The sequence below is a fragment of the Pseudomonas zanjanensis genome, assembly GCF_014268745.2.
Taxonomy (GTDB): domain Bacteria; phylum Pseudomonadota; class Gammaproteobacteria; order Pseudomonadales; family Pseudomonadaceae; genus Aquipseudomonas; species Aquipseudomonas zanjanensis.
This window is the reverse complement of sequence record NZ_JABWRB020000013.1, coordinates 1-14,760: the sequence shown is the minus strand read 5'-3', so window position 1 is coordinate 14,760 and position 14,760 is coordinate 1. Positions and strand designations below refer to the sequence as shown.

At 63.2% G+C, this 14,760-nt stretch carries 13 protein-coding genes; 10 read left to right on the top strand and 3 right to left on the bottom strand.

The features are described from left to right. Nucleotides 1-2: 2 nt before the first annotated feature. The 3 genes from tssK to tagH form a co-directional block, all read right to left on the bottom strand. Entirely contained in the window at nt 3-1,337 is a 1,335-nt protein-coding gene (tssK, locus tag HU715_RS27095; RefSeq protein WP_186710255.1) for a type VI secretion system baseplate subunit TssK, read from the bottom strand. Nucleotides 1,338-1,352: 15 nt separating this feature from the next. Beyond that, nucleotides 1,353-1,859, bottom strand: a complete 507-nt coding sequence (gene tssJ, locus HU715_RS27090) for a type VI secretion system lipoprotein TssJ (RefSeq protein WP_060740022.1) — start codon at nt 1,857-1,859, stop codon at nt 1,353-1,355. Nucleotides 1,860-1,927: 68 nt separating this feature from the next. Then, complete coding sequence (gene tagH, locus HU715_RS27085) at nt 1,928-3,445, bottom strand: type VI secretion system-associated FHA domain protein TagH (RefSeq protein ID WP_186710257.1); 1,518 nt, start codon at nt 3,443-3,445, stop codon at nt 1,928-1,930. 416 nt (nt 3,446-3,861) lie between these two features. Here tagH and tssA point away from each other — a divergent pair, with 416 nt between their 5' ends. From tssA to tssH, 10 genes are all read left to right on the top strand, one after another. Then, nucleotides 3,862-4,905 (top strand): type VI secretion system protein TssA, encoded by a 1,044-nt coding sequence (gene tssA, locus HU715_RS27080; protein WP_186710259.1) that lies wholly within the window; start codon nt 3,862-3,864, stop codon nt 4,903-4,905. An 81-nt stretch (nt 4,906-4,986) separates the two neighbouring features. Continuing rightward, a complete protein-coding gene (tssB, locus tag HU715_RS27075; protein ID WP_003177230.1) occupies nt 4,987-5,493 on the top strand; it encodes a type VI secretion system contractile sheath small subunit in 507 nt (168 codons plus the stop codon). 2 nt (nt 5,494-5,495) lie between these two features. Next, the gene (tssC, locus tag HU715_RS27070) at nt 5,496-6,992 is read left to right on the top strand and encodes a type VI secretion system contractile sheath large subunit (protein ID WP_186710263.1); all 1,497 of its coding nucleotides are present in this window, start codon (nt 5,496-5,498) and stop codon (nt 6,990-6,992) included. Nucleotides 6,993-7,201: 209 nt separating this feature from the next. Beyond that, the gene (locus HU715_RS27065; RefSeq protein ID WP_003177228.1) at nt 7,202-7,690 is read left to right on the top strand and encodes an Hcp family type VI secretion system effector; all 489 of its coding nucleotides are present in this window, start codon (nt 7,202-7,204) and stop codon (nt 7,688-7,690) included. 81 nt (nt 7,691-7,771) lie between these two features. Next, on the top strand, nt 7,772-8,227 hold the full coding sequence (locus HU715_RS27060) for a T6SS effector amidase Tae4 family protein (protein WP_186710264.1): 456 nt from the start codon (nt 7,772-7,774) through the stop codon (nt 8,225-8,227). Continuing rightward, nucleotides 8,224-8,673, top strand: a complete 450-nt coding sequence (locus tag HU715_RS27055; protein ID WP_186710265.1) for a hypothetical protein — start codon at nt 8,224-8,226, stop codon at nt 8,671-8,673. The genes HU715_RS27060 and HU715_RS27055 overlap by 4 nt, the downstream gene beginning before the upstream one ends. Continuing rightward, complete coding sequence (gene tssE, locus HU715_RS27050; protein WP_039593609.1) at nt 8,667-9,179, top strand: type VI secretion system baseplate subunit TssE; 513 nt, start codon at nt 8,667-8,669, stop codon at nt 9,177-9,179. The genes HU715_RS27055 and tssE overlap by 7 nt, the downstream gene beginning before the upstream one ends. Next, entirely contained in the window at nt 9,176-11,035 is a 1,860-nt protein-coding gene (tssF, locus tag HU715_RS27045) for a type VI secretion system baseplate subunit TssF (protein WP_186710267.1), read from the top strand. The genes tssE and tssF overlap by 4 nt, the downstream gene beginning before the upstream one ends. Continuing rightward, the gene (gene tssG / locus HU715_RS27040) at nt 10,999-12,048 is read left to right on the top strand and encodes a type VI secretion system baseplate subunit TssG (protein ID WP_186710273.1); all 1,050 of its coding nucleotides are present in this window, start codon (nt 10,999-11,001) and stop codon (nt 12,046-12,048) included. The genes tssF and tssG overlap by 37 nt, the downstream gene beginning before the upstream one ends. Continuing rightward, complete coding sequence (gene tssH, locus HU715_RS27035) at nt 12,041-14,731, top strand: type VI secretion system ATPase TssH (RefSeq protein WP_186710276.1); 2,691 nt, start codon at nt 12,041-12,043, stop codon at nt 14,729-14,731. The genes tssG and tssH overlap by 8 nt, the downstream gene beginning before the upstream one ends. Nucleotides 14,732-14,760 lie beyond the last annotated feature (29 nt).

Sequence of the window (14,760 nt, the reverse complement as noted above, 5' to 3'; positions counted from 1 at the left end):
AATTATCCTCGGATCGCCCAGAACGCCAGGTTCAGCCCTGGGAACTGGCCGGCGATGTGGAACGCAAAGCCGCCGGAGTTGCTCAACTGTTGCCAGTGGTCGCTGCCCCGGTCGAGTTCGTAGTAGGTGGAGCCGGCGTGGTACGGCAACTGCCGTGGCGCCACCGGCAACGGCAACAGGCCGATGCCCGGCAATTGCAGATTGACCAGGTCACGGATGTGCTCCACCGAACCGACCTTGCTCTGCTGGCCGAAGCGGCTGCGCAGGGTTTCGGCCGGCACGTCGGCGCGCACCACCAGGATGAAACTGGCGCTGTCGAGCAGGGTCTTGTCGGCCAGCATCGCCACGTGGATGCCGTAGGCTTTTTCGACAATCGGAATCGGCGTCGCCTTGCTGTCGATCAACATCGACAGGGCTTCGCGCAGGGCCTGCATCACTGGCGCGTAGCTGAGCGCCAAGTCATCGTGCTGGTAAGGCGGGTACTGTTGCGGTCGTCGCCCGGAGGCGGTGAACGTGGAGAACTCCCCGGCCAGGCTCACCAATTCGCTATAGAAGCGCTCGGGGTGCAGCGGGCTCAACTGGCTCAGGTGTTGGATCAGCGGCTGGGCGCGGTTGACCAGTTGCAACAGCATGAAGTCGGCAATTTCCGAGGCGCCACCGGCACCGGACGCCACCACCCGCCCGGCCAACGCTTCGCCGCGTTGATGCAGCAGGCCCAGCAATTCGCTGCGAAACGCCGCCAACGGTTTGGAGGCGATGACATCCAGCAGCGGCGGAATGTAGGCGTCGTCGAGCACCAGCGCACGGTCGGCGCGTTTTTCCTTGATGCGCACCACGCCGATGGCGGCGTAGTCGCCGATGCCATCCTGTTCGGTCAACAACCGCAGCGCCCGGGAGCCGAGGGCCACCGGCGCGCGGTTTTCGAACGGTGCGTTGTCGTCGCGCACTTCGCAGACCTGGCTCACATACCGCGCAGCGCCGAGGTTTTCGCCTTCATCCACGGTGTCGCGGGCACCGGCACGCTTGAGTGGCAACGCCAGGTACACCAGGCCATCGCGCAGGTTGTCATCGACGTTCAGCGGGGTTGGCGCCAGGTCATCCTGGGGAATATTGAACGGCGTACCGTCCGGCAACAGGCCGCGCGCCGAAATGATCGCCAGCTTGCCCTGGGCCAGCAGGCCCTGGTCGATCAGCAATTCGGAAAAACCCCAGGCGCCGGCCGACAACGGGCGGCTGCGGGCGTCGATGAGGTTTTCCAGGTAACGGTCATGCTGTTGGAAGTGCTGCGTTCCAATGAACATGCCTTCCGACCAGACCACGCGATTGTTCCAGGACATGGGGGCTCCGATTGCTTATTGGGCAGGGCTGGATGGGGGAACGACGACGGCGCTGCGCACGGCGCGCACATCGAGGCTGATCTGGTATTCGGTGTACTCGCGCGCTGGGACATTCATCACCGTGCGCCACAGCGACTGGTCCAGCTCGCGATAGCCCACCAGTATTCCGATGTGCCGCGTGGCCGGGTCGAGGTCGCGTTGCAGGCTCAATTGCTGGCCGGGCTGGATCAGCACCTCGTCCTGGTCGATCAGGTCGGCGCCCAGCGTGGCCTGGGCCCGTTCGGCCAGGGCGAAATAATCGGAGCGGCCGAAGGTCGCGGCATTTTTCAGTTCGAAAATGCGCACCCGGACCGGGGCCGGTTGGCCGGTGGCGCCAGGGTTGAGGCCGGCAATGGCATGGAAATGCAGCTCGATGGCGGCGGTGTCGGCCTCAGCTTCTTCGGGCTGGGGGTTGGCCGCATCCTTGGCGCACGCCGTCAGCAGAAGCGCGGTGGCAACTGCGAGTAAAAACCTGGGAATCATCCTGCGTCCTCAATGACGTTTGAGCTATCCGTTGTGGGCTTATCAGTATTGTTATAAGGCGACGCCGCTCAACGGCGTCGCTGTCGCGTGCTGTGTTCTTCGTAGGCGCGACTGAACTCGCGACCGAACAGGTCCTGGAAATCCTCCTGGGCTTCCCGGGAAATGTTGCTGTAGAGCTCGGTGAACTGCTGCCAGTACTGGGCCTGTCGCGAGCCGCTGAAAATACCCGACAGTCCGCCGGGCTTGGCCATGCGCTCTTCCAGTTGCGACGGCTCGAAGCGCCCCAGCAAATGCTTGATGGCCGCCTCCACACCGGCCATCACCGCCAACTGGTGGGCGCGCAAGTCATCGAAACTGTCGCGCACCGCCGCGTCCGGGGCCATGAACGCCTGGTTGCCGTGGCGCAACAGCAACAACAGGGCTTCATCGACATTGGGGGCGAACTTCAGCGGGTTGTTTTCCACCGGCTGGATCATCGTCTGCTGGATGCGGAACTCACCCTTGAGGCTGCTGCGGGCGCGCAGGACATCGATCAGGCCTTCGACCATCAAGCGATAACTGCGCCCGATGTTTTCCATCTGCGCTTCGGCATTGGCCTTGTCCAGGCGCAACTGGTCCAGCCCGGCACCGCGCAGGAAGGCTTGCAGCAAGTCGGGCTGGGCAGACTCGGCCGGAGCAGTCGGAGTCACTGGAGCCACCGGGGTAACCGGCGCAACAGGCGGTGCGACCGGGGGCTCGACGCGGGTGACCGACGCTTCAGGCACGGGGGCCGGCGGCGGTGCAATGATGTCAGCAAAGATGTCGGCGAGCGGCGGCTGCGCAACAGGCGGCGCGACTGGCTCGACCACCGGCGGTAACGGCACCGGCGGCGGGGCCACGGGCAGCGGCGCAACCGCCACCGGCGCAGGCTTGTCGCTGAACGGGTCCCAGTCGTCGGGTATCACCGAGGCGGACGGCGCTATCACCGGCTCGATCACCGGCGGCGGGCTCGGCTGGGCAATCGGTGTCGGCGGGCGGAAATTGTGTTGCTCGGCCGGGACATGGTCAGGCTGGGTGGCCGGCGGGACGCTGCTCGGGGCCAGGAAATCGAACAGGTCCGGCAGGGTGTCCATGGCCGACACACCCTGGAAATGCGCAGGCACCTGGACCGGCGATGGTCCGGGGATCGGCGACGGCGAATATACCGGCGCGCTCTGTTGCCCCATCAAGGCCTCGAAACTGCTGGGGGACTCGGCGAACGGGTTGCTGTCGGTGACCGGCAGGCTGAAATCCACGCGAGCCTGGATTTCATAATCACCGATGCGGATCACTTCGCCGTCTTGCAGGGGTTCGCTGTTGCCCTTGCGCAGGCGCACGCCGGCCTTGACCAATTCCACACCATTGGTGCTGTTATCGGTCAAGTAATAACGCCCGTCTTTGTATTGGATAACGCAATGTTTACCGGAAACCAGACGCTCGGGGTCCGGTAATACCCAGTCATTATCGGAATTGCGGCCAATTGCCATCACTCCCTGATCCATGGACTTTTCAGAACACTGGCCTGGGGTAATTTTGTGATAACTAGTGATAGTCAAACACAGCGGCATCTTGCCTCCTTGCTGAATACTTCGCGCGCGGGCGGGAGTGAGGGTTTGAGGCCCTGACGACCCGCCGGCAACCTTGCCAACAACCGTGGGAACGGCTTTTTGCCAGCATGATTGCTGATCATAACCGGCTTGCGTGACAAAAACCCCACGTCAGTTGCCGCTTCGACCGGTGGGTCGGGCAGGCTGTTAAGCGCATCACAACTGTTACATAGGGCATACACAGGCGAAATAGCTTACCTTGACAAGCGATAAGTACTACACCAAAAATGCACAACTTCTTGAATATACATGATGGCACTTTAAAATCATTGCAGATCTAAAGGGCCATTACCGTCAAGGAACATGTGGAGTTTCATCCGAAACTTGCGTGTGAACTGCCCGACTTCTTCAAGCGGGTGATAGGGAGATCGATCCAAGTGGATGTGCCTTTGCTGCTCGCCGCCGTTTCCGCGACTTCGCCGTGCGGTGAAGACCTGGAATATGACGCGGATTTCCTGCGCCTGGAGCGCGACTCCCGGGGCCAACCCGAGCGCAGCATGGGCGATTCGATCCTGCCTGCCGAACCCCCTGAATGGCGCAGCATCCAGCAGCAGAGCCTGGACTTGCTTGCGCGCAGCAAAGACCTGCGCATCACCCATTACCTGATGCAAAGCTCCCTGGCCCTCGAAGGCCTGCCGGGCATGGCCCGTGTGCTGACGCTGATCAGCGAGCTGCTCAAGCAATACTGGGCCGAACTGCATCCGCGCCTGGACGCCGATGACGACAACGACCCCACCGTGCGCATCAATGCCCTCGCCGGCCTGACGTCCGATGTCACCATCCGCCTGCTGCGCGAGAGCATCCTGACCCGTTCGCGCACCTTCGGTGCCGTCAGCCTGCGCGCCGCCGCCAATGCCAGCGGCCTGCAAAGTTTCCCGGATGAAAACCTCGGCGCCGAACAGCTCGCCGGGGCCCTGCTCGACAGCGATCCCGAGCAGTTGGAGATCATCCGTGCCGCCCTGCTGGAAGCGCGCAGCGCCGCCGAAGCCATCGAGCAGCAGGTCAGCGACCAGGTCGGTTCCGCCCAAGGCGTGGACCTAGGCCCGTTGAAGCAACCGTTGAAAATGGCCCTGCAGATTCTCGGCCAGTTCGCCCCGCAGAGTGGCGACAACGCCCAGGCCGAGCCCGTCAGCGACGACAGCGCAGCGCCCACCGAACATGCCGGTGTCACAAGCGCACCGCGCTACACCAATAACAGCACCAGCACCGTTAGCGGCGACATCAACAACCGCGACGACGTGCTGCGCAGCCTGGACCGGATTCTCGCTTACTACACCCGTCATGAGCCCTCCAGCCCGCTGCCGGTGCTGTTGAACCGGGCCAAGAATCTGGTGCACGCCGACTTCGCGGCCATCGTGCGCAACCTGATTCCCGACGGCATGAGTCAATTTGAAAACCTGCGCGGCCCAGACAGCGAATAAAAAGCGAGCGGATCACGCAGTCACGTCACCGGCACCCCCGATGACGCCAACACCGTCGCTCAAGCGACCAGGAGCAGCAACGTGGCGAAGCAAAGTTCTCAGAAATTCATCGCGCGCAACCGCGCGCCTCGAGTGCAGATCGAGTACGACGTCGAGCTCTACGGCGCCGAGAAAAAGGTCCAGTTGCCCTTCGTCATGGGCGTCATGGCCGACCTCGCCGGCAAGCCCGCCGAGCCTCTGGCACCGGTGGCCGACCGCAAGTTCCTCGAGATCGACGTCGACAACTTCGACTCGCGCCTCAAGGCCATGCAGCCGCGCGTGGCGTTCCATGTGCCTAACGAACTGACCGGCGAAGGCAACCTGAGCCTGGACCTGACGTTCGAAAGCATGGACGACTTCAGCCCGGCGGCCGTCGCCCGCAAGGTCGACTCGCTGAACAAGCTGCTCGAAGCGCGCACCCAATTGGCCAACCTGCTGACCTACATGGACGGCAAGACCGGTGCCGAAGAAATCATCATGAAGGCGATCAAGGACCCAGCGCTGTTGCAGGCCCTGGCGAGCGCGCCGAAGCCAGCACAGGACCAATGATCATGACTGACAATACCGCCCGCGAAGGCGTGCAGAACCTGGGCGCCACCCAAGAAACCAGCGAGTTTGCGTCCCTGCTGCTGCAAGAATTCAAGCCCAAGACCGAGCGTGCCCGCGAAGCCGTTGAAACGGCCGTGCGCACCCTGGCCGAGCAGGCCCTGGCGCAGACCGACCTGGTGTCCAACGACGCCATCAAGTCGATCGAATCGATCATCGCCGCCATCGACGCCAAGCTCACCGCCCAGGTCAACCAGGTCATCCATCACCCGGACTTCCAGCAACTGGAAAGCGCCTGGCGCGGCCTGCACTACCTGGTCAACAACACCGAGACCGATGAGCAGCTCAAGATCCGCGTGCTCAACATCTCCAAGCCAGACCTGCACAAGACCCTGAAGAAATTCAAGGGCACCGCGTGGGACCAGAGCCCGCTCTTCAAGAAGATGTACGAAGAAGAGTACGGCCAGTTCGGCGGCGAACCTTACGGCTGCCTGGTGGGCGACTACTACTTCGACCAGTCGCCACCGGACGTGGAACTGCTGGGCGAACTGTCGAAAGTCTGCGCGGCCATGCACTCCCCATTCATCGCTGCGGCTTCGCCGACCGTGATGGGCATGGGCTCGTGGCAGGAACTGTCGAACCCGCGCGACCTGACCAAGATCTTCACCACTCCGGAATACGCCGGCTGGCGCTCGCTGCGTGAATCGGAAGACTCGCGCTACATCGGCCTGACCATGCCGCGCTTCCTGGCGCGCCTGCCGTACGGCGCCAAGACCGACCCGGTGGAAGCCTTCGCCTTTGAAGAAAACACCGACGGCGCCGACAGCTCCAAGTACACCTGGGCCAACGCTGCCTACGCGATGGCGGTGAACATCAACCGTTCGTTCAAACACTTCGGCTGGTGCTCGCGCATCCGTGGCGTGGAGTCCGGCGGCGAAGTGGAAAACCTGCCAGCCCACACCTTCCCGACCGACGACGGTGGCGTGGACATGAAGTGCCCGACCGAAATCGCCATCTCGGACCGCCGTGAAGCGGAACTGGCGAAGAACGGTTTCATGCCGCTGCTGCACAAGAAAAACACCGACTTCGCGGCCTTCATCGGCGCCCAGTCGCTGCAGAAACCGGCCGAATACGACGACCCGGACGCCACCGCCAACGCCAACCTGGCCGCGCGCCTGCCGTACCTGTTCGCCACCTGCCGTTTCGCCCATTACCTCAAGTGCATCGTGCGCGACAAGATCGGTTCCTTCAAAGAGAAGGACGAGATGCAGCGCTGGTTGCAGGACTGGATCCTCAACTACGTCGACGGTGACCCGGCGCACTCCACCGAGACCACCAAGGCCCAGCATCCATTGGCTGCTGCTGAAGTGATCGTCGAAGAAGTCGAAGGGAACCCGGGGTACTACAACTCCAAGTTCTACCTGCGCCCGCACTACCAGCTCGAAGGGCTGACCGTGTCGCTGCGCCTGGTATCGAAACTGCCTTCGGCCAAGGGCGCGTAAACAGAGGTTTAGTTGGAAAGGGCTCGCTCCTGTGTGGGAGCGGGCTTGCTCGCGAAGGCGTCCGGTCAGTCGGCTGCGATGTTGGATGATCCACCGCATTCGCGAGCAAGCCCGCTCCCACAGGTTCGGTGTCTTGACTGACATTCAAAGTAATTTCGCAAGGTCAGCGTCAACCAAACAATGTGGTAAAGACCACACAGGGAGAAAACATGGCTGTTGATATTTTCATCAAGATTGGCGACATCAAGGGCGAGTCCATGGACAAGGCCCACAAGGACGAGATCGATGTCCTGAACTGGAGCTGGGGCATGTCCCAGTCCGGCAACATGCACGTGGGCAGCGGCGGTGGTGCGGGCAAGGTCAACGTCCAGGACCTGTCCCTGACCAAGTACGTCGACAAGGCGTCGCCGAACCTGATGATGCACTGCGCCAGCGGCAAGCACATCGACAAGGTCAAGCTGACCGTGCGCAAGGCCGGCGGTGAAAGCCAGGTCGAGTACATGATCATCAACCTGGAAGAAGTGCTGGTCACGTCCCTGAGCACTGGCGGCTCGGGCAGCGATGATCGCCTGACCGAAAACGTCACCCTGAACTTCGCCAAGGTGCTGGTGGACTACCAGCCACAGAAAGCCGACGGCACCAAGGAAGGCGGTCCGGTCAAGTTCGGCTGGAACATCCGTCAGAACATCAAGGTGTAATCGAACACGCCCCCGGTGCCACGCGCCGGGGGTGTTTGGTGCTTGCTCGAATCCAACCCTTTCCCACGTGGTATCTGAGTCATGGCCAAGCCTTCGTTTGTCAATTTGTGGAAAGCGTATTCCGATTTGCTGGTGACCTATCCCGACGCGAAACCTTGCGACGGCCATTGGGCAAACCAATGCGCGATTCGCATGAGCATCACGCTCAATACTGAACTGACCATCAAGGTCAACAAGTCCACCTACACCGAACCCAAATGTGCCCATGGGCATGCTCGTGGGGCCGAGTCATTGGCAAACTGGTTGTGGAAACATCATCTGGGCCGCCCGTTGATCCTTGGCGGAACGGCCGCGGACCGGCGCAAGCTGCAAGACAAGACTGGCCTGATTTTCTTCAAGGATTGTTTCCAGCAAGTGGGAGAAGCCGCGGAAGGTCGCACCGGCGATCATATCGACCTCTGGAACCGTGGCCTGACCCTAGGTTATGACGACCCGGCCTATCGAGCCCGAGCGATCTGGTTCTGGGAGCTCGTATGATCAAGGCCCATTGCGCGATATGGGTCGGCTGCCTGTTGACCAGCCTGACCGCCTGTGCCCAGGAGCAATCCCCCTCGGCAACGCCCTCCCTAGCGGTGGAGCAGGTTGTCTCGATGGACGGGCAAACGCTGAAGCTGGCGAACGACCAGGCGCGCTGCGCGCTGCGCAAACCCGACCAGACCCTGATGCCACTCGACTTGGCCTGGCCCTGCCAGTTCAGGGTCGATCGACAAGGCAAACCCCACGTCGAGACCTTCGGCGAGGTGCCTATTGTCATCGTTGTCCATGTATCTGCTGGCCCCCATAACAATCAGGAGTGTCGCTCCGAGTATCGCGCCATACGCCAGATCAATGGACAACTCGAACCCTCGATAATCGCTCGTACTGCCAGCTGCATGACTGGCACAGGTGACCAGAAGGATTACACGGGCCTTTTCACGTGGTAACCGAAATCGCCACTCGCGATCGCCTCCAACCCTCCCTATTGGACCGGTTGACCGACGACGATCCGACCAACCCCAAGGAAAGCGCCGACAAGCGCGTGCTCTCCCTGACCCAATTGAAGGCCTCGGTGCTGCGTGACCTGGCGTGGCTGCTCAACACCACGTCCCTGCTCGACGCCGATGCCACGCTGCACACCCCGGCGGGCACTTCGGTGGTGAATTTCGGGTTGCCGGCCCTGGCCGGCAACAGCGCGTCGAACGTCGATGTCTCGGCCCTGGAAACCTTGATCCACCAGGCCATTGCCACCTTCGAACCGCGGATCCTGCGCCACACCCTGCGAGTGCGGGCCCGGGCGACGGCCGAGATGAACCATAACGCGTTGAGTTTCGAGATCGAAGGCGACCTCTGGGCCCAGCCGGTGCCGCTGCGGCTGATGCTGCAGACCGACCTGGACCTGGAAACCGGCCATGTGCGCGTGGTCAACGCCGACCAGCGGAGACGCCCATGAACCCGCGCCTGCTGGAGCTGTACAACCAGGAACTGCACCATGTGCGCGAAAGCGCGGCGGAGTTCGCCAAGGAATATCCCAAGATCGCCAGTCGGCTGACCTTGGCCGGCATGGACTGCGCCGACCCGTATGTCGAGCGCCTGCTCGAAGGCTTCGCCTACCTGACGGCCCGGGTTCAGCTCAAGCTCGACGCCGAGTACCCGACCTTCACCCACAACCTGCTGGAAATCGCCTACCCGCATTACCTGGCGCCGACGCCGTCGATGACCGTGGTGCAAATGCAGGCCGACCCGGACGAAGGCTCGCTGAGCAGTGGTTTCCCGCTGCCTCGCGACACCGTCCTGCGCGCCGCCCTGGGTCGCGAAACCCAGACCTGCTGCGAGTACCGCACCGCCCACGCGGTGACGTTGTGGCCGTTGCAGGTCAGCCAGGCCGAGTATTTCGGCAATCCGTCCGCCGTGCTCGGGCGCCTGGCCGCCAGTGAACCGAAGGCCAAGGCCGGCCTGCGCCTGACCCTGCGCACCGGCGCCGAACTGCCGTTCAACAGCCTGGCCCTGGACAACCTGCCGCTGTACTTGAGCGGCGCCGATGAGCAGCCTTTCCGCCTCTATGAACAACTGCTGGGCAATGCCTGCGCGGTGTTCGCCCGCAAGCCCGGCGGCGACTGGGTGGAGCGGCTGCCCCAGGATGCGTTGCGCTCGCGCGGTTTCGACGACGCCGACGCCGCGTTGCCGGTAGTGTCGCGGGCCTTCCAGGGCTATCGCCTGCTGCAGGAATACTTCGCCCTGCCCCACCGTTTCCTGTTTGTCGACTTCACCCAGTTGAGCCGCGCGGTCAAGCGCTGCGACGGCCAGGAACTGGAGCTGATCGTGCTGTTCGACCGGCACGATCCGAGCCTGGAAGGCAGCGTGGGAGCTTCGCAGTTCCTACCGTTCTGCACCCCGGCCATCAACCTGTTTCCCAAGCGCCTGGATCGCATCCACTTGTCGGAACGGGTCAACGAACACCACGTGATCGCCGACCGAACCCGGCCGATGGATTTCGAAGTGCATTCCCTGAGTGGCCTGACTGGCCACGGCACCGGGCCGGAGCAACCGTTCCTACCGTTCTACGCCGTGCGCGATCCGTCCCGTTATGGCCGCGACCAGGCCTACTACACCGTACGGCGCGAACCGCGCGTGCTGTCCAGCGACCAACGACGCAACGGCCCGCGCTCGACCTACATCGGCAGCGAAACCTTCGTCAGCCTGGTGGACAGCCAGCAAGCGCCCTACCGCCATGACCTGCGCCAACTCGGCGTGACCGCGCTGTGCACCAACCGCGACCTGCCGCTGTTCATGAGCGTGGGCAACGGCAAGACCGACTTCACCCTGGCCGACAGTGCCCCGGTTGGCGCCGTGCGCTGCGTGGCAGGTCCCAGTCGCCCACGGGCCAGCCATGCCCACGATGCCAAGGCCTGGCGGCTGATCAGCCAGTTGTCGCTGAACTACTTGTCGTTGAGCGAGCAAGGCCAAGGCGCCGCGGCCCTGCGCGAATTGCTGCGCCTGTACGGCGACAGCAACGACGCGGCCCTGCAATTGCAGATCGAAGGTCTGCGGGAAGTCAGCAGCAAGGCCTGCACCCGGCGCTTGCCGATGCCCGGCCCGATCGTGTTCGGTCGAGGCCTGGAGATCACCCTGGAATTCGATGAAAACGCGTTTCGCGGCACCGGGGTGTTCCTGCTCGGTGCGGTGTTCGAGCGCTTCCTGGCACGCTACGTGTCGATCAACAGTTTTACCGAGACGGTGATCCGTACCACCGAACGCGGCGAGATCATGCGATGGAAAGCCAAGCCCGGACGTCGTCCGACCCTGTGAGTACCCTGGAGGCGATGCACCAGGAACCCTGGGAATACGACTTCTTCCAGGCGTTGCGGCGCATCGAGTGCGAATCCCCCGAGCTGCCGCGCCTGGGCCATTCCCTGCGCCTGGCCGATGACCCGTTGCGCCTCGGGCAACAGGCCGACTGCACCTTCGCCCCGGCCACCCTCGCCTCGGTGCAACCGGGCGGCGACGGTACGCCGGCGCGCCTGGAGCAGTTCTTCTTCGGCCTCGGCGGCCCCAACGGCCCGATGCCGCTGCACATCACCGAATACGTGCGCGAGCGCCAACGCAACAATGGCGACAGCACCAGCAAGCGCTTTCTCGATGTGTTCCACCATCGCCTGCTCAGCCTGTTCTACCGGGCCTGGGCCGAAGCGCGGCCGACGGTCAGCCATGACCGCCCCAACGATGACTATTGGTCGGCGCGCCTGGCGGCCCTCAGCGGTCGGGGCATGCCGAGCCTGCTCAACCAAGGGCTGATCCCCGACACGGCGAAACTGCACTACAGCGGCCACCTGTCGGCGCAGACCCGCTACCCGGACGGTTTGAAAGCGATCCTCAGCGAGTACTTCGGCCTGCCGGTGGAAATCGAAGAGTACGTCGGCCAATGGCTGGAACTGCCGGAACGCAGCCGCGTCGGTGTCAACGCGCAACTGGGCGTGGACTTCTGCCTGGGCCGCTTCGTGTGGGACCGCCAGCACAAATTCCGCATTCGCCTGGGGCCACTCAAGCTCGTTGACTACATGGGCATGCTGCCCGGCAGCCAACCGTTCAACGAGCTGGTAGCCTGGGTCGCCGAATACCTGGGTCACGAGTTGGATTGGGACCTGAACCTGGTCCTGGAACAGCCCGAAGTGCCCGCACTACAACTCAATGGCCGTTTCCGCCTGGGCTTCAACACCTGGCTGGGACGTCCTGAAAAAGATGCCAACGATTTAATACTGGCCCGGCATTACGCCGAACAGGCCAACACCTCACAGACCTCAAGGAGCCATGAGCATGGGTGAAATCAGTCGCGCCGCGTTGTTCGGCAAACTCAACAGCGTGGCCTACAAAGCCATCGAAGCCGCCACCGTGTTCTGCAAGTTGCGCGGTAACCCTTATGTGGAACTGGCCCACTGGTTTCACCAGTTGCTGCAACTGCAGGACTCGGACCTGCACCGCATCATCCGCCAGTTCAACATCGAGCCGGCGCGCCTGGCCCGCGACCTCACCGAGGCATTGGATCGTTTGCCACGGGGTTCGACGTCGATCACCGACCTGTCGTCCCACGTGGAAGAAGCCGTGGAACGCGGCTGGGTCTATGGCAGCCTGATGTTCGGCGAAAGCCAGGTGCGCACCGGTTACCTGGTGCTGGGCATCCTCAAGACGCCAAGCCTGCGCCACGCGCTGCTGGGCCTGTCGTCGGAGTTCGACAAGGTCAAGGTCGAAGCCCTGAGCGAGCGCTTTGACGAATACGTCGGCGACTCGCCGGAAAACGCCCTGACCGCCAGCGACGGGTTCAACGCCGGCGCCGTGCCGGGCGAAGCCAGCGGCGCCATGGCCCCGGCCGCCATGGGCAAGCAGGAAGCCCTCAAGCGCTTTACCGTCGACCTCACCGAGCAGGCCCGCAGCGGCAAGCTCGACCCGATCGTCGGCCGTGACGAAGAGATCCGCCAACTGGTGGACATCCTCATGCGCCGCCGACAGAACAACCCGATCCTCACCGGCGAAGCCGGCGTGGGCAAGACCGCCGTGGTCGAAGGCTTCGCCCTGCGCATCGTCGCCGGCGACGTGCCACCGGCCCTCAAGGACGTGGAATTGCGCAGCCTCGACGTGGGCCTGTTACAGGCCGGCGCGAGCATGAAAGGTGAATTCGAACAGCGCCTGCGCCAAGTCATCGAAGACGTCCAGGCCTCGCCCAAGCCGATCATTCTGTTCATCGACGAAGCCCACACCCTGGTGGGTGCCGGTGGCGCCGCCGGCACGGGCGACGCGGCCAACCTGCTCAAACCGGCACTGGCCCGTGGCACCTTGCGCACCGTAGCCGCCACGACCTGGGCCGAGTACAAGAAGCACATCGAAAAAGACCCGGCCCTGACCCGTCGTTTCCAGGTGGTGCAAGTGGCCGAGCCGTCGGAAGACAAGGCCTTGCTGATGATGCGCGGCGTGGCCTCGACCATGGAAAAACACCACCAGGTGCAGATCCTCGACGAAGCCCTGGAAGCCTCGGTCAAGCTGTCCCACCGCTACATTCCCGCGCGCCAGTTGCCGGACAAATCCGTGAGCCTGCTGGACACCGCCTGCGCCCGCGTCGCCATCAGCCTGCACGCCGTGCCGGCCGAAGTGGACGACAGCCGGCGGCGCATCGAAGCGCTGGAAACCGAGCTGCAAATCATCGCCCGTGAGCACGCGATTGGCGTGGTCATCGGCACCCGCCGGACCCACAGCGAAAGCCTGCTGAGCGCCGAGCGCGAGCGCCTGGCCGAGCTGGAAAGCCGCTGGGCCGAAGAGAAGACCCTGGTGGACGAACTGCTGGAAACTCGCGCTACCCTGCGCGAACGCGTCGGCGTGGTGGACAGCGAAGACAACAGCGAAGCTTCTGACAACGAAAGCCACCAACTGCGCGAGAAACTGGTGGACCTGCAACAGCGCCTGACCGCCCTGCAAGGCGAAACCCCGTTGATCCTGCCGACCGTGGATTACCAGGCAGTGGCCTCGGTGGTCGCCGACTGGACCGGTATCCCGGTGGGCCGCATGGCCCGCAACGAACTGGAAACCGTGCTCAACCTCGACCAGCACCTGAAAAAACGCATCATCGGCCAGGACCATGCCTTGCAGATGATCGCCAAGCGCATCCAGACCTCCCGCGCCGGCCTCGACAACCCGAGCAAGCCGATTGGCGTGTTCATGCTCGCCGGCACCTCCGGCGTGGGCAAGACCGAAACCGCCCTGGCCCTGGCCGAAGCCATGTATGGCGGCGAGCAGAACGTCATCACCATCAACATGAGCGAGTTCCAGGAAGCCCACACCGTGTCCACCCTCAAGGGCGCGCCACCGGGCTACATCGGCTACGGCGAAGGCGGTGTGCTGACCGAAGCCGTGCGGCGCAAACCGTACAGCGTGGTGCTGCTGGACGAGGTGGAAAAAGCCCACCCGGACGTGCATGAGATCTTCTTCCAGGTGTTCGACAAAGGTGTGATGGAGGACGGCGAAGGCCGCGTTATCGACTTCAAGAACACCTTGATCCTGCTGACCACCAACGCCGGCACCGAGCTGATCGCCCAGGTCTGCAAGGACCCACAGAACGTGCCCGAGCCGGAAGAAATCGCCAAGGCCCTGCGCCAGCCACTGCTGGAGATTTTCCCGCCGGCCTTGCTCGGCCGCCTGGTGACGATCCCGTACTACCCGCTCAGCGATGAGATGCTCAAGGCCATCACCCGCCTGCAACTCAACCGCATCAAGAAGCGCGTAGAGAGCACCCACAAAGTCGCCTTCGACTACGACGACGCGGTGATCGATCTGATCGTCTCGCGCTGCACCGAAACCGAAAGCGGCGGGCGCATGATCGACACCATCCTGACCAACAGCCTGCTGCCGGATATGAGCCGCGAGTTCCTGACCCGCATGCTCGAAGGCAAGGCCCTGGCCGGGGTGCGTATCAGCGCCGTGGACAACGAACTGAAGTACGATTTCAGCGACGCGGCTTGACTGTTAGGAACACCTCTATCCCCTGTGGG

What these genes read in the sequence shown, in the direction of transcription:
- tssK (WP_186710255.1), bottom strand. Translation starts at nt 1,337, where the DNA reads ATGTCCTGGAACAATCGCGTGGTCTGGTCGGAAGGCATGTTCATTGGA.
- tssJ (WP_060740022.1), bottom strand. Translation starts at nt 1,859, where the DNA reads ATGATTCCCAGGTTTTTACTCGCAGTTGCCACCGCGCTTCTGCTGACG.
- tagH (WP_186710257.1), bottom strand. Translation starts at nt 3,445, where the DNA reads ATGCCGCTGTGTTTGACTATCACTAGTTATCACAAAATTACCCCAGGC.
- tssC (WP_186710263.1), top strand. Translation starts at nt 5,496, where the DNA reads ATGACTGACAATACCGCCCGCGAAGGCGTGCAGAACCTGGGCGCCACC.
- HU715_RS27065 (WP_003177228.1), top strand. Translation starts at nt 7,202, where the DNA reads ATGGCTGTTGATATTTTCATCAAGATTGGCGACATCAAGGGCGAGTCC.
- HU715_RS27060 (WP_186710264.1), top strand. Translation starts at nt 7,772, where the DNA reads ATGGCCAAGCCTTCGTTTGTCAATTTGTGGAAAGCGTATTCCGATTTG.
- HU715_RS27055 (WP_186710265.1), top strand. Translation starts at nt 8,224, where the DNA reads ATGATCAAGGCCCATTGCGCGATATGGGTCGGCTGCCTGTTGACCAGC.
- tssF (WP_186710267.1), top strand. Translation starts at nt 9,176, where the DNA reads ATGAACCCGCGCCTGCTGGAGCTGTACAACCAGGAACTGCACCATGTG.
- tssG (WP_186710273.1), top strand. Translation starts at nt 10,999, where the DNA reads ATGGAAAGCCAAGCCCGGACGTCGTCCGACCCTGTGAGTACCCTGGAG.
- tssH (WP_186710276.1), top strand. Translation starts at nt 12,041, where the DNA reads ATGGGTGAAATCAGTCGCGCCGCGTTGTTCGGCAAACTCAACAGCGTG.